Source organism: Paenibacillus planticolens (genome assembly GCF_013141725.1).
Classification (GTDB): Bacteria; Bacillota; Bacilli; order Paenibacillales; family NBRC-103111; genus Paenibacillus_E; species Paenibacillus_E planticolens.
Genome location: NZ_WHNZ01000007.1, coordinates 382,161 through 400,694, shown reverse-complemented (window position 1 = coordinate 400,694; position 18,534 = coordinate 382,161). Strand labels below are relative to the sequence as shown.

Here is an 18,534-nt window from a genome sequence, read left to right as displayed (position 1 = left end):
TACACCATGTATGATATTCATGAAAGCGCTAATCAAAAGCGAGCCTATTTCTATAGTAAAGGGGATTCAACTCATGAGCATATCCATCTCCAGGCCTTTATCTTTGAAAGATGTGCAGATTACGGATGATTTTTGGTCGGCTTATATCCGATTGGTTCGAGAAGTCGTCGTGCCTTATCAATGGGAAGCCTTAAATGACCGAGTAGAAGGGGCGGCGCCAAGCCACGCGATTAAAAATTTTAAAATTGCTGCTGGTTTGGAAACCGGTGAATTTTACGGAATGGTATTTCAGGACAGCGATGTCTCGAAATGGCTCGAAGCGGTGGGCTATTTATTGGAGACCGGAGCAGATCCCGAGCTGGAACAATTGGCCGATGAGGTCATCGACATCATCGATAAGGCGCAGCATAAGGATGGTTACCTGAACACTTATTTCACACTTAAAGAACCTGAAAGCCGATGGACGAATCTGGCGGAATGCCATGAGCTTTATTGCGCAGGCCACTTCATCGAAGCAGCTGTGGCGTATTACAACGCGACAGGAAAACGAAAAGTGCTTGACGTTGCCTGCCGTCTGGGGGATTGCATTGATCAAGTATTTGGTAATGGACCCGATCAAATCAACGGTTACGACGGACATCAAGAAATTGAGTTAGCGCTTGTGAAGCTGTACAATGTCACACAAAATGAAAAATATTTGAGTCTCAGTCAATTTTTTCTGGACGAGAGAGGGAAAGAGCCGAGCTTTTATGAGAAGGAATTCCATAAACGCAATATGAAGGTACACTTTCCGATGTTGGACATCGTTCATGACCGAGCTTACAGTCAAGCGCATGTACCGGTTCGGGAACAACAAACGGCAGAGGGTCACGCGGTTCGCGCCGTGTACATGTGTACGGGAATGGCCGATGTCGCTGCGGCAACCGGTGATACCGAACTTCTCGAGGCTTGCCGCAGATTGTGGAGAAACATGGTCAGCAAACGCATGTACATTACAGGAGCCATAGGCTCTATGGAACATGGTGAAGCGTTCTCGCTCGATTACGATCTGCCTAACGATACCGCCTATGCGGAGACTTGCGCCTCGATCGGATTGATTTTTTTCGCCCAGCGCATGCTGCAGATCGAAGCGAATAGCGAGTATGCCGACGTCATGGAGCAGGCTTTATACAACACCGTTATCTCTGGAATGTCGCGGGACGGCAAGCGGTTTTTCTATGTGAACCCGCTGGAAGTATGGCCCGAGGCCATCGGTAAAAATCACACTGTGAACCATGTGAAGGCAGAGCGGCAAGGATGGTTCGGGTGTGCCTGCTGCCCGCCGAACATTGCGCGATTGCTCGCTTCTTTAGGCCAATATATTTACAATATCCAAGGTCGCACTGTTTACGCAAACCTATATATTGGAAACCAGGCCTCCGTAGATATTGAGGGGCAGCAGGTGAAGATCGTTCAGCAATCTCAATTTCCTTGGGAAGGTCTCGCCCAATTTCAAATTGAGACTGAGAAGGAAGTGGCATTCACCCTCGCTTTGCGTATCCCGAAATGGTGCCGGGAAGCGAAGCTGCATGTGCAAGGGGAAACGATTTCACTTGCGGAAGTTTGTACGAATGGCTATGCGTATATCAATAGAACGTGGCAGCCGGGAGATCGCGTAGAGCTTGTTCTGCCTATGCAAGTCGGCAGGATGATCGGGCATCCTAACGTTCGTGCAAACATCGGGAAAGTTGCGCTGCAGCGCGGACCGTTGGTATATTGCTTGGAAGAGGCGGATAACGGTTCGTCCCTGCACCGCGTATTTGTAGAGCGAGAGACAGAGTCTGAGGATGAGACGCGATTCGAAGATGAGCTTTTGGGTGGCATTCAGACCATCAACGTGCGAGGAAAACGGCTGGAGTCGAGCGGATGGGGAGACCATCTATATCGGGATAATGCGGAGACTTATATGAACAAAGTCGCTCTGAAGTTTATCCCGTACTATGCATGGGCGAATCGTGGGAGCGGTGAAATGACCGTTTGGGTAAAAGAGCAGTAAAATAACCAAAGCCCTCACCCGTCTACGGACGAGAGAGGGCATTATTCATAACACATTATTTGGAAGGTAATATTAATCCATTACCAAGCAAATGTCATCGTAATAATCACTAATAAAATAAAGAGAACCAAGACTGCAGCAGCATTCGTACCGCCGTATCCTACTCCTGTTGTTCCTACACCAACTCCCATATCCAAATCCTCCCTTCCTACACCGTTATCAATTCCCAAAATCCAGATTCACCAAGCAAATGTCATCGTAATAATCACTAATAAAATAAAAAGAACCAATACTGCAGCAGCATTCGTACCGCCATATCCTACGCCTGTTGTTCCGACACCAACACCCATAGTCAGCTCCTCCTTTCATAAACCATAATCATTCTCAGAAATCGCATTTACCAAGCAAATGTCATCGTAATAATGACCAATAGTATGAATAGAACCAAAACTGCAGCTGCATTCGTACCGCCATACCCTACTCCTGTTGTTCCCACACCAACGCCCATTCAAATTCCTCTTTTCATTTAAGTTGATTTCATATCATTTTCAGTTCATTAAAAACTAAACGCCGTTAAAATAATAACTAATAAGATGAAAAGAACAAGAACAATTGCTGTTGAAGAAGTGCCTACCCCATAACCAGCCGTGTAACCCATTCACATGACCTCCTATTCAAAATGTGATGACTATATAGAGTACGAACCTATTAAACTAAATGCTTGGACGAAATAATCAGATCTTTTTACCTAATTGCTCGACAAGGCGATTTGGAGTCTAGTATTGAAATGTAACGGACATCAGCGCTGATACTTGCTCATTTGGAGACTGATTTATCCCGAAAATTGGCAAATAAGAACTCTGTTGTCCGTCAGCAGAGAGACACGATGCTTTTCGCGAATATAACGGCCGCTATGACCGACAAGGACCAAGCCGCGTAACCCAATTGTCGCCAAATTTTGCAAACTAGTCTTACAAAAAAAGGAAAACATTTGTTTTTGGAGAACTATATGTGATAGTTATGGAAAAGGTGGGTAGAAAGATGTCGATTTTTATTACAGGCGGTACCGGGTATATCGGAAGCAGAACGGTTGACGTGGCTCTGCAGCAAGGCTATCCAGTTACTGTGTTGACAAGAGACGCGAAGAAAGCCGATGAACTACAGCGTAAAGGCGCAAAAACCTTGGTCGGCGATCTGCTGGAAGAGGGTGACTGGCAAAAGGAGCTGGCAGACGCTGAGTATGTCATTCACTTAGCTGCGCCGCCAACATGGGGAAAAAAGGTTACAACGAAGGTCGCCCAAAACTATCAAAAAGGGCATTACGACATGACAGTTCGACTGCTGGATAATATCAACGCGGAACGGCTTAAAAAACTGATATATATAGCGGGCACCAGTTATTTGGGTGATGCTGGCGAAGGGGATCCAGCAATCGAAACGTTTCGATCTCAACCTAAAGGCTGGGGGCCTTATATCTCGCCTTCTGTCGATATCCTGCCACGGTATGTCAACAAAGGAGTTCCGATTGTTACTGCTTTTCCCGGACAAGTGTACGGGGCGGATTCTTGGTTCCCGCAGCTGTTTCTGGAGCCGCTTGCAAAGAATAAGCCGGTCATTGGTCTGAAGGGGCATAATCCACTATTTTCTCCTATCCATGTACAAGATTGCGCTAGAGCCTTTCTTTTCTTGTTGGAAGCAGGGCAGCCGGGGGAGAGTTATATTCTCGTAGACGATAAGCCGATTAGGAGCGGAGATATTACCACACTATCCGCGGAAGCACTAAAGGTGCGGGAGAAAAAGCGATATGTTCCTACCTGGTTGTGCCGGCTGCTTCTTGGGCCGGTATTAACCGAATATGCGACATCCCATACTAATTTCTCTAATGAGAAATTGAAGAAGGCCGGGTTTTCCTATCAATTCCCGACGATTCAATCTGGCATTACAGATGTCGTAGCTGAGTGGAATAGTCGTGCAAAATCTTCGGGTTCCTCTTGAATAAAAGGAAAAACTCCCGTTAATTTGACCGGATTTCGTAGAGTCTCTCGAAATCGGTGCAAATAGAGGGAGTTTTTCCGGCTAAATGGAGCTGAACAAGCTTCCGCGGGCAAATTATAGGGGAATTTTCCCACTATTTTGACCGCAGAAGCATAACATTCTACCAATTTACTGCAAAACGAATCGTATCCTCTTGTGCAAGCTCATGACCTAACTGGACTTCCAGCAACTCAAGATCAGTAACGGCCTTGATGCCATGTTTGAGGCCTGCTGGTATTTGTAATACATCGCCCGCCAACAGCCGATACCGTTTTTCCTCCATGAGGATCTCTGCGGTGCCAGACAAAATCGTCAACATTTCTTTCCGCTGGAGATGCTGGTGATAACTTGTAGACTTTCCTTGGGTGAACTTCACGATTTTGATCATGGCTTCGATTCCCATCTCATTTTTCCAATAATTCAGGATCCGATAAGAACCCCAACTTTTCTCTACATACATTGGAATCTGTGGTGTTTGCGCGAGCCTTTCCTTAATCAGATTGGCTTTATCCTTGTTAGCGATCAAAATGCCGTCAAAGTTTGCCGCAACAATGATATCCGGGATGCCAATAATTTCAATGGGGTAGGGAAGTTCATTAATAAGATGGGTATTGGCGGAATCATCCGATATACGTCCGGATCCGATAACACTTTCCTCGAAATGAACGCTTAACGCCGTCCAACTCCCCAGGTCGCTCCAATTTCCTTCATATCTCATTACAACCGCAGGCTTCGTGAGCTCAACGACTTCCCGATCGAAGCTTGCATTGGCAAGATGTTCGTAAGCAGCAAGCCAATTCTCCACTTGAACTGGATGTCCCTTATCCTTCAAAAACGTCATCATGAATTTCAAGCGGAATGCAAATACACCGCAGTTCCACATCGCTTGCTCTTCGATTAAGCGACTGGCCGTTTGCTCATCCGGCTTTTCTATGAAATGGTGGACGAAAGAATATTCATCATTCTCTTTGGGCTGAACCGGAACAATATAGCCGAATTGATTGGATGGCGCATTAGGCTTGGTTCCGAGGAGTGCAAGATCTGCCTTAGAATGTTCAAGAACATCGGGAAAGCGGTGAAGCAGCCGGAAGAACGCGGTATCTACATAAGTATCCACTGGAAGAATACAAATCGTTTCACTCGGATCCACGTGCATGTTCTCATGAAGATAACTTGCAGCTAAAGCGACGGCTGAAAAAGTACCCCTTTTGTAAGGCTCGCATAGGATAGGGATGCCTTCACCAACATAGTTCCGCGTAATTTCCAATTGACTTTGATGAGTCACGATACAAGTGGATTGAAGCAGTCCCACTTCATCCAATTGTCTGCATATTCGTTCAATCATCGACTCAAGGACACCGTCTTCGGATTTCAAGAGCTTTAGAAACACTTTAGAGCGAATCTCGTTGGAAAAAGGCCAAAGCCTTTTTCCAGATCCCCCGCACAATAGTACAATACGCAAGCCAAATACTCCTTTCTTGGGAAGCATCCCCCTTCATCTTTCTTTCTTGGAGCGAATGACACGTTCAATCGCCTGCTTCATTAACGCCCCGGCGCGATTCCATGATTGATGAGACATATCGGATCTCCCTTGGCGTCCTTTTGCTTTACAAAGCCCGGGATTCTCGTACGCTTTCCTCATAATCTTTTTTAAGCTGTGCAGATCCGGCTCCGCCCATTGTTGTCCCTTTTGCGCAAACAGATGGCTGAACTTTCTAGAGATGGCATGCGGACTTTTCATGCTTACGGACGGGTTCCTCAGCTGATAAGGAATCAGGAACGAATTGTTGGGTGTAAGGAAATCCATTTGCCCGCCCCAACCTGTCGCGATGACCGGCACGCCGCTCGCCAGCGCTTCAAGAAAGGGCAATCCGACACCCTCGCCGCGGGTAGGGAGGACGAAGGCGTCACCGAGCGTATATAGCCCTTTCAGCTGGCTTTCTCTGAGTCGCCTGCCGATAATGACCACAGGGGCTGTATTTTTGCGGATACCCAGTCTTTTTTTGTATTGCGATATTTTGTGTTTAATCCATTTCTCATTCTCATAAGAGGCGTATCCGTTTGTTTTGATAACAAGAATAACGTTATCTTTAGACGAAAATTCTTCCCAATAGGCCCTTAGCAAGCCTTCTGGATTTTTGCGATGCTGGAAGCCGAAGACAGATACGAACGTAAACTTGCCCGCCGCATCCGGCAAATGAAACTTTTTGTTATTCGGACGAAACTCCTTGGTGTTTACGCCATGTGGAGCAATATAAATCGGGACTTTGACGCCGCTATGCTTGAGTGCTTTTTTATTATGCTGAGAGGGTACAAAAACCGCATCGAATTTATTCATATGAGGAAGCCAGCCTTTGGGAGTCTTGCTTGTTTCCCAAACGGTATTCAACAGGATAGGGTCAAAACGGCTTCGTTCGATCTTCCATTTCATGCGGGTAGGAATGTAGTGAAAAATAAGCGCCTTTTTGCCTTTGGAGGGATGCTTGGTAGCACTTACGCTAACCGCAACACCTTGCCGTTTTAGTGATCGTATATAAGATCTGCTTGCACGGCCGAGACCGCTTGTTCTGTGAACAGGTCCTTTCCAGACTACAGAATAAGGTTTCATTTGGGCATCGACTTAATGGTTTTAAGATAGCCTTTACGCTTGTGCAAGGAAATGGACCTGTATGTTTTTGCCAGGGAAGCCATTCTTGCATGTGAGATTTGGTTCGTGCTTAAATGTAAGCTTTTATTCATTGCGGGCTTCAAAATCATTTTGTTAGGCGCAGATCCATAAAGGAAGTTTCCATACGTTTCAAATTCAGAGAAAGCAAATTGTTTCGTTTTGTTCATGCTTCTCATGATCGCGGAGTACCAGCTTCTGTTATGTTTAGACTCAATCGTTTGTTTCAACTGCTTTACTTTTGATTTCTCGAACAGCATGTAATGGGTAACGAAGGATAGCCGGGCTGAGCGGTTTCTTCCCATTAATTTTTTGTACGTGTTGAAATATTCGCCTTGACTCCAATTTCTGCAGTAAAACACGGTCTTGTTACCAACCTTGAAGACGTGCGGACGAATGAGTACGGTATCGGCATCAATGACCATGTAGTACTTTGACGAGCACAACTTATCGCCGCCTAGCTTTAGCAGCTGCTGATAAAGCCAGCCAGACCGATCCCAGGACTTGGATTCATAGTGAATGTCTTTTTTCGTTATCGGGAGAACCGTATCTTCATGAACGAATCGGCATCCTTTCTTCGAACAAAGATCAATAATTCTTTGCTTCCAAGGAGCCACAATAATGATTTCTCTAATAGGGTGCTTCACATGTTTCCTGACTGCATCAATAACAAGCGGGAGTGTCCCAAGATCCTTCTCAATCGCTGGGATTAACACATCAATAGGGGTTGTCATTTGCTCATCTCCACAAATTAAATGTATGGATTATCTTATGTCAGGAGAATGAAAAGGAATGGGTTAAATGGGATTAAAAAAAACACAGAAGTAAGCCCAGAAGGCATAAGAGGTGACATTCGCCTAGTTCGCTATAGACATTAGCGGAATAATGTAACTATAGAAATTAATGTGAGAGCGAGGTAAAACCGTGCAAATCCATGTAGTGCAAAAAGGAGAAAATCTGTGGCAGATTTCTGAGCGATATGGGGTTTCAATCAATCGAATAATTGCAGTTAACGGGTTGGAGGACCCCAATCATTTAGTAATCGGCTTAGCGTTACTTATTCCGGAGCCTTACCCCGAGTATGTGGTGCAGTCAGGAGACAGTCTGGGGACGATTGCCGGCCGCTATGGCATAAGCGTAGAGGCCCTTGCCCAGGCAAATTCAATAAGCGATGTCGGGCAACTGAGGCCGGGGCAAGTATTAGTAATTCCGGTATTGCGCCATACCGTACGGCCGGGCGAGACTCTTTGGGCCATCGCTCACCACTACGGCGTTTCTATGCAGGCCATTTCACAGGCGAATGGGATTACGAATGCGAATCTTATTTCGTCAGGTCAAATTTTGAAAATTCCGGAAAAGCAGAAAATGACCATCGATGTCAACGCTTATACGAACGTTTTCGGGGAAACAGCTGCAAGGCAAGTACGGGAGGACGGAGAACATTTAACTTACGTATGTCCCTTTGGGTACCGTATGAAGGATGATGGGACTCTGGAACCGGCAGATGATCAGGCGCTTATTGCCGCCGCGTACGATAAGCGTGTTGTACCGGTCATGTCGATCACCAACTTTTCCGCAACGGAAACCGGCTCCAAGCTGGCCCATACCATTTTGTCCAGCACAGAGCTTCAAAATAAGCTGTTGACCAATATCATAACGATCATGGAAACCAAAGGTTACCGCGGTTTAAATGTTGATTTTGAGAATGTGTATCCAAGCGACCGTGAGTCATATAATCAGTTTCTTCGACTGGCTGTCCTCAGGCTTCATGAGAAAGGTTTTTTTGTCTCAACCGCGCTTGCCCCCAAAACTAGCTCTGAACAAAAGGGGCTGCTTTACGAAGCCCACGATTATGCAGCGCACGGAGAGATAGTGGACTTTGTCGTCCTCATGACGTATGAATGGGGCTACCGGTTCGGTCCTCCTCAGGCCATATCGCCTATCAACGAAATACGGCGCGTTCTTGACTACGCAGTCACGGTCATCCCGAGAAAGAAAATATTTATGGGTTTCCAGCTTTACGCACGCGATTGGCTGCTCCCACACGTCAAAGGACAGCAGGCTGAAACGTTCAGTATGCAGGAAGCCGTGCGTCGCGCTATCAAACATGGAGCGGAGATCAAATACGATCAAGTGTCGCAGACCCCTTACTATCGATATGCCGACGATAAGCAGCGTACACATGAAGTTTGGTTTGAGGATGCGAGAAGTACTCAAGCCAAGTTCAACCTCGTTACGTCCTATAACTTAAGAGGAGTGAGTTATTGGGTACTGGGCTATCCGTTCCCGCAAAACTGGCCGCTGCTCGAAGATAATTTCCATGTTCGCAAGCTCCTATGACGCAGGCGTGAAAACAGCCCTATCCAATTTACTTGGAAGGGCTGTTTGGCTTATCGATGTTATGGAATGAGACGGCGAGCGCCCCAATAGTGCAAATCATAATAAGGGGTGCCGAACAACGTACTTACTTTGACTTCTCTCGTTCCGATAGTGCCTGCTTGAAGGATTTTGTTATCACCAAGATAAATCGCTACATGGGAAACACCGCTGGTATAGGTCCCTTCCAGGAAAACAAGGTCTCCTTTGCGCAGCTCGTCTTTAGCAACGGGCGTACCCATCTGACTCATTAACGATGCGGAGTGAAGCAGATTGAAGCCATTTTGGTTGAAGGCGTATTGCACAAAGCCGGAGCAGTCAAAAGCGATGCCAGGCGTACTGCCGCCAAAAACATACGGTGTGCCGAGCTGCTTCATGCCGGTTGCGATGATCGCATCCGCCTTGGCCTCCCAGCTTTGCTTCTGCGAAGCGGCAGCAGGAAGCTGAATAACAAGGCCTTGATAAATATTAGTCGGATTAACTTGCGGATTGGCTGCCATAAGTGCTGTAATGTTAACGTTGGTTTTTTGGGAAATTGTCCAAAATGTATCTGCATCCGTGGCTATGTAAGTATTGGATGGCGCTGCATAAGCGATTCCACCAAATAAACAGCTAGCCGCGATTACTGATGTAAGAATAACTTTTTTCATTCGTTACCTCCTAGAAGATTTCGTTCGTCTGAAAGTTCTTTCTTCCACCGTGCTTTTTATTCTAGCAGACTCGCAATGCTAGAGAATACGGGTAAATTATGGATGTCTCCGAAAGCTTAGAAATCTCGTGAAATAGGGATTGTAAACGCTGTAGTGACATTCCGTAAATCTCGTGATACAATACGTAGCATATAGTAAATTATATGTTACACCTTGTCACTTGATCAGCAATGTGCAACGGTAAAGGAGGAACTAACTTTCAAAAATTAAGGATGTTATGAATCTTTCACGCTGGAAATGAGTACGCTCAAACACAAAGGTTTGTAAGGAGTTGAAAACATATGAAAAAAGTCGGATTAGCCATTATTGCTCTTTTTGTGTTCCTCAATCTAATTTCGATTCCAAAATCCGCGGATGCCGCTGGCGCTGCAGGTATTGATGTCAGTGTTGTCCTGAAGGTAGGGGATACGATTAACTTGGCCGCCGGTTATCCGAAGGTCAATTGGTCGGTAACGGAATTGAACGGAAGCGCTACGGATAAAGCAGCCGTTAGTAATACCGGTGTCGTAACTGCACTTAAGCCGGGCATCGTGAAAGTTATTGCGACTGCCTCGGATGGCACCACCTATACAGGTGAAATCCTCATCACGATTCTCGGCAATGTGGAAGAGAAGCCTGCAGCCGTCTTGAACGGAACAGCAACCGTCAATCCAGGCGGATCCTTTGATCTGACGTATGGCTTAAGATACGTTGCAGGAGGGATCTACGCACAGGATATTACATTAACCTTTGATTCGGATAAGCTGGAGTTTGATTCAGCCGTTTCACTCAAAGAGAACAAGATTTCCGTTGTCGACATCTCCAAGCAAACAGGTAAAGTGCGCATCCTTGCAGCCTCTCTTGGAGAAGAGAATGCCAATGCGGCAAATGGAGATTTGATCAAGCTGCACTGGAAAGTGAAAGCTAATGCACAGCCTGGAACAGCTGCTGTTCAATTAACGAACGTAGTCGTTTCTAACGGTGAAGGTGTAGAGACTTCCTTGAACGCTGAAAATCATAGTGAAATCGTGATTCAAAGCGCTCCAGTAAACAAACAGCCATTACTTGATCTGATTGCGCAAGCGCAAACTAAGCATGACGGTGCAGTGGAAGGCACACTTCCAGGTCAATACAAGGCAGGTTCGAAAGCTGCTTTGTTTACAGCTATTGATGCCGCTAAAGCGGTTGCCGACAGCTCGTCGAGCACACAAGCTAACGTGGATGCTGCGGTAACTGCCCTTACGACGGCGCTGGAAACCTTTGCGAGTGCGGTCAATCCTGACAAACCAAGTATTCCAGGGGATGTGAACGGCGATGAGAAAGTAAGCATCGGCGATATTGCCCTTGTCGCAGCGGCTTATGGCAAAACAAGCAACGACCCGGATTGGAATGAGTACAAATCTCGTGACATTAACGGGGATGGGGTTATCGACATCCTTGACTTGGCTGCTGTGGCCCAAATCATCCTGGATGAGTATTTAGCCGCAAACTAGGATCGAATAGGTGTTCATAAAATCCTGGTCACTAACTAAGCGCAAATTTGCTCTTAGCGTGATCAGGATTTTTTGCTATTGATTTTCGTCATGACGCTGCAAGTTGGCGTGGATATAATGATACATGGAGTATCGGAACAGAAGTCATCGATGGCACAACAGTTTGATCGCTATTATCATGGAAATATGAGAATTTTCAAGGTTTATAGGAGTATTCTTAAGTAGGTTCTGGAATTCATTGTGTTATTATGAATATGATTGATACTATTTTGTTTCAACAATCATCTTTTGGAAGGGAGGTGTCCGAGGATGAATGAATAACGGATGTCCGCATTGATACATTTCGTTTCGAAATTCTTTTTTTGTAAGCGCCGTCAACCGCTTAGACAACATAAGTTATTCCCTCGATGAGACGGCTATATTCTAATGAAATCGATTTGGAGGACATCTATGAAGTGGAAAAAGAAAATATCGTTGACGCTTATGCTCCTTTTGGCGGTCAACAGCTTTAGCGCTATAGGCGCATCTGCTGCCCCTGCAAACGGTTATCCGGAATGGAATAACAATCCGGATATTTTCCAAGTGAACCGTGAGCCTGCACATGCCTCGTTTATCCCGTATGGCGATGTGCCTTCTGCGTTGCACGGAGCGGATATGATATCTGCAATGACAGACCATCTGTCCCCATATTACCAATCTCTCAACGGCCAATGGAAATTTAACTTCGCGAAGAATCCTGATGCCCGTCCCTTAGATTTCTACAAGGATAGCTATGATACAAGTTCATGGAATCAGATTAAAGTACCTGGCGAATGGCAGCTCCAAGGCTATGATTTCCCCATTTATACGAATATTACGTATCCGTTCTGGGGCAATGGCAACTCCACCAATGTTCAGCCGCCTGTCGCTCCTACGGAATATAATCCAGTAGGATCGTATAAGCGCACATTTACGATTCCGGACAATTGGTCTGGGAGGCAAACGTTCATTTCCTTTCAAGGTGTTGAAAGCGCATTCTACGTCTGGATTAACGGCCAAAAAGTCGGATACAGCGAAGATAGCTATTCACCCAAAGACTTTAACATTACCCCGTATCTGAAGGCCGGCGAGAATACGCTTGCTGTCGAAGTTTATCGGTGGTCGGACGGCAGCTGGCTCGAAGACCAGGATTCCCTGCGGTTAAGCGGCATTCAGCGGGATGTGTTTCTTTTCAGCACGCCTTCGGTTCATATGCGGGATTTCAGCGTCGTTACGGATTTGGATGCTTCCTATCAGGATGCTGCGCTAAATCTGAAAGTAAACGTCAAAAATTATATCAACGGCACTACGCCGGCCAATCATACGGTAGAGGCGATGCTATATGACGCCAACGAGCAGCCGGTATTTACTGAACCTGTCAAAATGGAAACAGCGTTTGGCGGCAACTCTGAGGTTCAGGTCAACTCTTCCAAACTAGTTGCCAATCCTAAGAAATGGTCGGCAGAAGATCCGAACCTGTATACGCTTGTCTTGAGCTTGAAAGATCCTTCCGGCAAATTAATCGAAACGGCGGGTACACGCGTCGGTTTCCGGGAATTTGAACTCAAGACGATGTCCGATGGCAGCGGCAAGCAGCAAATGATTCTCAATGGCAAGCCAATTATGATTAAAGGTGTAAACCGTCACGATACGAACCCTGATACGGGGAAATCGACCAATCTGGATCAGATGATCGAAGATATCGAATTAATGAAACAATACAATATGAATGCGATTCGTACCTCTCACTATCCGAGCCATCCGTTCTGGTACGATCTGGCGAACAAATACGGTCTCTATGTGCTCGATGAGGTCAATTTGGAAACGCATGGCGTCAGAAGCACAGTTCCGACCAACAAGCCTGAATGGGTGGAAAACATAAAGGATCGCGCTAACAGCATGGTCCAAAGGGATAAAAACCATCCTTCCGTCATCATCTGGTCATTAGGCAATGAAGCGGGCTCCGGCAGCGATTTTAAAGCGGAATCCGATTATATCCGCAGTCTCGATCCTACCCGTCCGATTCATTACGAGGGGTACAACGATAAGACCGTAACGGATATGGTCAGCAACATGTATCCGGCTGTCTCGACTTTGGAAACGTATGCCAAGAGCAGCGACCCAAGACCGTATATCATGTGTGAGTATGCCCACGCTATGGGTAACAGTACCGGCAATTTGCAGGAATACTGGGATATGATCAAAAAGTATCCGAATCTCCAGGGCGGATTCATTTGGGATTGGGCCGATCAAGCGGTACGCATGAAATCGCCGGCCGAGAAATTGTATTTGACTGACGCGGGCGAAACTTATAAAGCTGATTACACAGGAACCATTATTGACAATGATGGTGCGGTAAACGGCGTTCTTCAGCCGAAGGATGTAGGAAGTGCTACCGTGACGATGCCGAACGATGCGAAATACAATATCACCGGACCGTTCACGTTGGAAGCCTGGGTTAAACCGTTATCCAATATTTCGGACAGTCCGATCATTGCCAAAGGGGATACGCAGTTCGCTTTGAAAATGGCTGGTACAACCAAATTGGAATTATTCGTTTATAAAAGTGGCACCTGGACATCAGCCAGCGCAAATTTGCCCGCGAACTGGGTGAATAACTGGCATCATGTTGCCGGCACCTATGACGGAACGAACTTGAGGCTTTATGTGGACGGCACTGTCGTGGCAACGAAAGCTTTCACAGGCAGCTTCGGTTCCAACAACTTCCCGCTTACCATCGGCACAGACAAGGAGAAAGGCCGCACTTCCAAAATGAGCTTCGATAAAGTCCGCGTTTACAACCGTGCCTTATCGTTGACAGAACTTAACGATGATACGCGCACCGCGGATGCATCCGCTGTCTTGTGGCAGGATTTCAATAAAGAGAACGCTCAATCAAGCCCTCTTGAGCAGCACGAATTCTTAGGCTACGGCGGAGACTTCGGGGATAGTCCGAATGATAACAACTTTATGGCCAATGGTCTGATCTTGGCAGACCGCACGCCGAAGCCGGAGCTTACCGAAGTGAAGCATGTTTATCAAAACATTATTGTGAATGCCGCAGATCTTGCGAAAGGCAAAGTCGATGTACGAAATGAATTCCTGTTCACCAATGTCAACGCTTACGATGCAAGTTGGGAATTAAGAGCGGATAACAAGGTCATTCAGCAGGGCACTTTGGACAATTTGGATATACCGGCTTTGACGACGAAACAAATCACGGTTCCTTACACGCTACCTACAGCTCAGCCTGGCATTGAATACTGGCTGAATTTCAGCTTCAAATTGAAGTCGGATACGCTGTGGGCGAAGAAAGGTCACGAAGTCGCGAGTCAGCAGCTAAGCCTTGCGCTGAATGCTCCTAATCAACCGTCCGTCGATCTTTCTACATTGCCGGCGTTGGATGTGCAGGATCAGGGAACGCAAGTAACGATTAATACGACCGATATGCAGATCAATTTCAACAAATCAACAGGTACGATCGATACGTTCAAGTATCAGGGCAAAGACTTGATTAAACAAGGTCCGACACCTAACTTCTGGAGAGCGCCGACGGATAACGACAAAGGCAATGGCGAGCCTGCCAGAACCGCAACTTGGAAAAATGCCGGTAAAAACAGAAGCGTAACCAAAGCAACTGTCACCCCAATCGGAGACAAAATTGTACGCATCGACGTGGAAGGAACGCTGCCGACGACGACGGTTTCCTCCTATAAAACGTCCTATACCATCTTCGGCAACGGCGACATCACGGTGTCCAACTATTTGAAGCCTGGCGCCAAATCGCTTCCGGAAATTCCTGAGATCGGAAATATGCTGACGATTCCGCAAGAATTTGAGCATATTACCTGGTATGGCCGCGGACCAAATGAAAACTATCAGGACAGAAATTCCGGTTCCGATGTCGGGATGTATAGCAGCACTGTGGAAGCGCAGTTTTTCCCTTACATCAAGCCTTCGGAAACGGGCAATAAAACCGATGTGCGTTGGGTAACGCTGACGAACGACGATGGATCGGGTCTGATGGCAATCGGAGCTCCGGTCATTGAGGCTAACGCGCTTCACTACACGCCGGATGATTTGGATGGACCGGCACATCCGTATCAAGCGACTCACCGCGATGACATCACGCTTCGCGTCAACTACAAGCAAATGGGCGTAGGCGGTGACGACAGTTGGGGAGCTAAGCCTCATGCGCCTTATATGCTGCTGTCGGATAAGGACTATAGTTACAGTTATACGCTCAGACCGATTGCCGCTCATACGACGGATTTGATGAAGCTGAGCAAAACCGTGACGACGATCAATCTGGTGAAATCCATCCAAGTAAATGGCAAAGCGTTGGACGGATTCGATCCGGAGAAAACAAGTTACACGTACAATGTTTTGCGCGGCAATAACAAAGTGCCGACGGTTGACGTGCAAGCATCCAACAGCACGGTAAAAGTGCAGGTGACTCCTGCTGCAGATGTAAACGGTAAAACCGTCATTACGGTATCCTCTGCAGACGGTCTTATCACCAAGACATATGAGATTCAATTCAATGTGGTCGATCATTATTTGAGCAACATGGATTGGGTAAGCGCAACTGTCGGTTGGTCCTCGATCAAGAAGGATTTGAGCATCGACGGCAATCCGATTCGTTTGAGAGGTCCGTCAGGAACAGTCACCTATGCAAAGGGTATCGGCACGCACGCGAATTCCGAAATCATTTATAACCTGGCAGGTAAAAATTATGAAACCTTCTCAGCGGTCGTTGGCGTTGACCAAGAGGTCAGCGGCACAGGAGTGAACAACACGATTGTGTTCCAGGTGTTCCTGGATGGCGTCAAGGCTTTCGATAGCGGTTTGATGAGAGCTACGACGGTTTCCAAAGCGATTAACCTGGATGTTAAAGGCGTAAAAGAACTGAAGTTGGTCGTAGGCGATAATGGCGACGGTAACGCTGAGGATCATGGAGACTGGGCAGATGCCAAGCTCATTCCAGGCAAAGACCCTTTTGCTGTTCTTAGCGGTGCAAGCTCGGTAAAAGCTAACCAGCCGTTTGACCTTGCTTTGCGATTGGACAATGTCACACAAAACGTGTATGCGCTTGACTTTACCGTCAATTACAATCCGCAGCAGGTTATTCTCGATGATGTTGCCTCCAAGCTAGATCATGTAGACATCGTTGCGAAAAAGGAGCTAGAGCCGGGCAAACTCAGAGTGTTGGCGGCAGCCCTTGGCACCAGCATTCCATCTGGCGAGGATTTGCTCAAACTAGCGTTCACAGCTAAAGATCAAACGGTTACGCAAGCAACATACACGGATATTTCTGTAAGCGCCTTGGTCATTGCCGACAATAAAGGAGCAGAAGCGAACGTTATTGGTAACCAGTATAGAGTTCAAATTGAACAGATTCACAAAGATGGTTTAATCACAGCGATTGCTGGCGCACAAACCAAATACGATGCGGCTGTCGTGGGAAGTGGCAACGGACAATATCCAGCTGCAGCGAAAGAGGCGTTCCTTGCTGCGATTCAGAAGGCAAGTGCTGTCGCGAACGATGCGAATGCTAACCAGTCGCAAGTGGATCAGGCATCGAATGACTTGACGGCGGCAGTCCGAGTTTTCGAAGCGTCCGTCAATACGAGCCTTCCAGGCGATATAAACGGTGACGGCAAATTCTCAATCGGTGACCTGGCTATGGTTGCCAAAGCATACGGCAAAACGTCCGCTGATCCGGATTGGGATCTCTACAAGTATGCAGATCTCGTACCGGACGGCAAAATCGATATCTTAGATCTGGCCTACATGGCAAGAAAAATCATGGAGTAGTTGTAAAAAAGGGATCCGCAACTTCGGTTGCCGGGTTCCTTTTCTATATTGGAGGTAGGAGAACGCTATTTTGCCGGAAATAACACCTTTAATCACAACCTGGAATATACAGAAGCATAGGCATTTATCCCACATCTGCTTATTCTAACCAACTTCGTGGAATCCGTGAATTTTGCGTTAAGAATAGGCACAAAGGAGTGTTTCAGGTTGATAGAACAAGCATCTCATTACTTTGCCCGCGGCAACACCGCTCACGGAGCCCATTTCTTGTACAGTTCCGCCTTTCAAGGGCTGAAAAAGTTATTTGTTCTTATGGGTCCCCCTGGTACGGGAAAATCAACGGTTATTCGCAGCTTGGCGGATAGTCTGATGGAAAAAGGCCATCATGTACAATGCTTTCACTCGCCGCTTCGTCCTGATGAACTGGATGGTATCATCTCAACGGAATTGAAGGTTGGTGTTGTTGATGGGCGAGTCAGCGACGGAATTCCGGAGAACGAGAATGGTGAAATCATCTTTATCGATTTCTGTGAGGCCCTTGACAACCGCCTTATTTTTCCAGAACATCAATTTAAAATTGAAGACCTTAGCGGCAAGCTTGAAGATGCCTATTCAAATGCCTATGAAACGTTCTTAACCGCGTTGCGGATTCATGACGAGTGGGAAAAATATTATATCGAGAGCATGGACTTCATCAAGGCAGACGAGATTACGCAGGATTTGATTCAACAATTTTGCGCTGATCGTGAAAACGATACACAAACAATTGGGCGTCATTTGTTTTTTGGAGCTGCGACACCGCGGGGGGCTTACGATTTTATTCAAAGATTGACAGCTCAGTTGGAGCGGCGGATTTTCATCAAAGGCAGACCAGGATCCGGCAAGTCGACATTGCTAAAAAAGCTCGCCTCCGCTGCCGAAAAGAATGGAATCGAAGTTCAAATATTTCATTGCGGATTCGATCCAAACAGCCTTGATATGTTGATTTTCCCAAAACTAAGCACCGCCATCTTTGACAGCACCGCCCCTCACGAATACTTCCCTGATCGAGAAGGGGATGAAATTTTGGATATGTATACGCTCACAATGGCCCCCGGTACAGATGAAGCATATGCAACCGAAATAGCCGCTATTAAAGAACGTTATTCGGCTAAAATGAAGGAGGCCACTTCCCACTTGGCGTTGGCTGAGGCCATTGATTCTCAAATTAAGTCCTTCTATGTAGCAGCGACGAATTTTTCGGTGGTAGAGAAACTTCAAGTGCAAATACAGCTAGCATTGAATGAACTGGTTGCTCATAGCAGCAAGTAACAAGAGAAATTCGGGTGCATATACGATTGAAAACGATAGCTCATATAAAGCAGCAGTCTGGGACTTTTAGTGTCCAAGGCTGCTGTTGTTTCTTTT

At 46.5% G+C, this 18,534-nt stretch carries 14 protein-coding genes; 6 read left to right on the top strand and 8 right to left on the bottom strand.

Translation table 11 applies throughout. The annotated features are described in order from the left end of the window. Positions 1-73 precede the first annotated feature (73 nt). On the top strand, positions 74-2,035 hold the full coding sequence (locus GC097_RS02255; RefSeq protein WP_171681711.1) for a glycoside hydrolase family 127 protein: 1,962 nt from the start codon (positions 74-76) through the stop codon (positions 2,033-2,035). 80 nt (positions 2,036-2,115) lie between these two features. Here GC097_RS02255 and GC097_RS33825 read toward each other — a convergent pair whose 3' ends face one another. The 4 genes from GC097_RS33825 to GC097_RS02250 are packed head-to-tail and all read right to left on the bottom strand — an operon-like array spanning position 2,116 to position 2,693. Next, a complete protein-coding gene (locus GC097_RS33825; RefSeq protein WP_216625613.1) occupies positions 2,116-2,226 on the bottom strand; it encodes a YjcZ family sporulation protein in 111 nt (36 codons plus the stop codon). A 48-nt stretch (positions 2,227-2,274) separates the two neighbouring features. Continuing rightward, positions 2,275-2,385, bottom strand: a complete 111-nt coding sequence (locus GC097_RS33820; RefSeq protein WP_216625613.1) for a YjcZ family sporulation protein — start codon at positions 2,383-2,385, stop codon at positions 2,275-2,277. A 47-nt stretch (positions 2,386-2,432) separates the two neighbouring features. After that, positions 2,433-2,543 (bottom strand): YjcZ family sporulation protein, encoded by a 111-nt coding sequence (locus tag GC097_RS33815; protein WP_216625613.1) that lies wholly within the window; start codon positions 2,541-2,543, stop codon positions 2,433-2,435. 48 nt (positions 2,544-2,591) lie between these two features. Further along, positions 2,592-2,693, bottom strand: coding sequence for a sporulation protein YjcZ (locus tag GC097_RS02250; RefSeq protein WP_171681710.1), 102 nt, complete (start codon positions 2,691-2,693; stop codon positions 2,592-2,594). Between the two features lie 383 nt (positions 2,694-3,076). Between GC097_RS02250 and GC097_RS02245 the strand changes: the two genes are divergently transcribed. Further along, complete coding sequence (locus tag GC097_RS02245; RefSeq protein WP_171681709.1) at positions 3,077-4,030, top strand: NAD-dependent epimerase/dehydratase family protein; 954 nt, start codon at positions 3,077-3,079, stop codon at positions 4,028-4,030. Positions 4,031-4,190: 160 nt separating this feature from the next. On the opposite strand, the gene GC097_RS02240 is transcribed toward GC097_RS02245, so the two are convergent. The 3 genes from GC097_RS02240 to GC097_RS02230 are packed head-to-tail and all read right to left on the bottom strand — an operon-like array spanning position 4,191 to position 7,468. Further along, positions 4,191-5,531 carry a sugar phosphate nucleotidyltransferase gene (locus GC097_RS02240; RefSeq protein ID WP_171681708.1) on the bottom strand — a complete coding sequence of 447 codons (1,341 nt, stop codon included), beginning with the start codon at positions 5,529-5,531 and terminating at the stop codon, positions 4,191-4,193. Positions 5,532-5,564: 33 nt separating this feature from the next. After that, complete coding sequence (locus GC097_RS02235; RefSeq protein WP_171681707.1) at positions 5,565-6,677, bottom strand: glycosyltransferase; 1,113 nt, start codon at positions 6,675-6,677, stop codon at positions 5,565-5,567. After that, positions 6,674-7,468 carry a DUF6492 family protein gene (locus tag GC097_RS02230; protein ID WP_171681706.1) on the bottom strand — a complete coding sequence of 265 codons (795 nt, stop codon included), beginning with the start codon at positions 7,466-7,468 and terminating at the stop codon, positions 6,674-6,676. Before GC097_RS02230 ends, GC097_RS02235 begins: the two co-directional genes overlap by 4 nt. A 190-nt stretch (positions 7,469-7,658) precedes the next feature. Here GC097_RS02230 and GC097_RS02225 point away from each other — a divergent pair, with 190 nt between their 5' ends. After that, on the top strand, positions 7,659-9,074 hold the full coding sequence (locus tag GC097_RS02225) for a glycoside hydrolase family 18 protein (protein ID WP_171681705.1): 1,416 nt from the start codon (positions 7,659-7,661) through the stop codon (positions 9,072-9,074). 59 nt (positions 9,075-9,133) lie between these two features. Here GC097_RS02225 and GC097_RS02220 read toward each other — a convergent pair whose 3' ends face one another. Further along, positions 9,134-9,760 carry a C40 family peptidase gene (locus GC097_RS02220; RefSeq protein WP_171681704.1) on the bottom strand — a complete coding sequence of 209 codons (627 nt, stop codon included), beginning with the start codon at positions 9,758-9,760 and terminating at the stop codon, positions 9,134-9,136. A gap of 341 nt (positions 9,761-10,101) precedes the next feature. Between GC097_RS02220 and GC097_RS02215 the strand changes: the two genes are divergently transcribed. The 3 genes from GC097_RS02215 to GC097_RS02205 all read left to right on the top strand — a co-directional run bounded on the left by GC097_RS02215 (position 10,102) and on the right by GC097_RS02205 (position 18,438). After that, positions 10,102-11,292 carry a cohesin domain-containing protein gene (locus GC097_RS02215; RefSeq protein ID WP_171681703.1) on the top strand — a complete coding sequence of 397 codons (1,191 nt, stop codon included), beginning with the start codon at positions 10,102-10,104 and terminating at the stop codon, positions 11,290-11,292. Positions 11,293-11,742: 450 nt separating this feature from the next. Next, positions 11,743-17,127, top strand: a complete 5,385-nt coding sequence (locus GC097_RS02210; protein ID WP_171681702.1) for a glycoside hydrolase family 2 TIM barrel-domain containing protein — start codon at positions 11,743-11,745, stop codon at positions 17,125-17,127. Positions 17,128-17,283: 156 nt separating this feature from the next. After that, positions 17,284-18,438 (top strand): AAA family ATPase, encoded by a 1,155-nt coding sequence (locus GC097_RS02205; RefSeq protein ID WP_312875595.1) that lies wholly within the window; start codon positions 17,284-17,286, stop codon positions 18,436-18,438. The last annotated feature ends 96 nt before the right edge of the window (positions 18,439-18,534 follow it).

Bases quoted from the DNA above. Each gene is read 5' to 3' on its own strand.
- GC097_RS02255 (WP_171681711.1), top strand. From the start codon at position 74: ATGAGCATATCCATCTCCAGGCCTTTATCTTTGAAAGATGTGCAGATT.
- GC097_RS33825 (WP_216625613.1), bottom strand. From the start codon at position 2,226: ATGGGAGTTGGTGTAGGAACAACAGGAGTAGGATACGGCGGTACGAAT.
- GC097_RS33820 (WP_216625613.1), bottom strand. From the start codon at position 2,385: ATGGGTGTTGGTGTCGGAACAACAGGCGTAGGATATGGCGGTACGAAT.
- GC097_RS33815 (WP_216625613.1), bottom strand. From the start codon at position 2,543: ATGGGCGTTGGTGTGGGAACAACAGGAGTAGGGTATGGCGGTACGAAT.
- GC097_RS02250 (WP_171681710.1), bottom strand. From the start codon at position 2,693: ATGGGTTACACGGCTGGTTATGGGGTAGGCACTTCTTCAACAGCAATT.
- GC097_RS02245 (WP_171681709.1), top strand. From the start codon at position 3,077: ATGTCGATTTTTATTACAGGCGGTACCGGGTATATCGGAAGCAGAACG.
- GC097_RS02235 (WP_171681707.1), bottom strand. From the start codon at position 6,677: ATGAAACCTTATTCTGTAGTCTGGAAAGGACCTGTTCACAGAACAAGC.
- GC097_RS02230 (WP_171681706.1), bottom strand. From the start codon at position 7,468: ATGACAACCCCTATTGATGTGTTAATCCCAGCGATTGAGAAGGATCTT.
- GC097_RS02220 (WP_171681704.1), bottom strand. From the start codon at position 9,760: ATGAAAAAAGTTATTCTTACATCAGTAATCGCGGCTAGCTGTTTATTT.
- GC097_RS02215 (WP_171681703.1), top strand. From the start codon at position 10,102: ATGAAAAAAGTCGGATTAGCCATTATTGCTCTTTTTGTGTTCCTCAAT.
- GC097_RS02210 (WP_171681702.1), top strand. From the start codon at position 11,743: ATGAAGTGGAAAAAGAAAATATCGTTGACGCTTATGCTCCTTTTGGCG.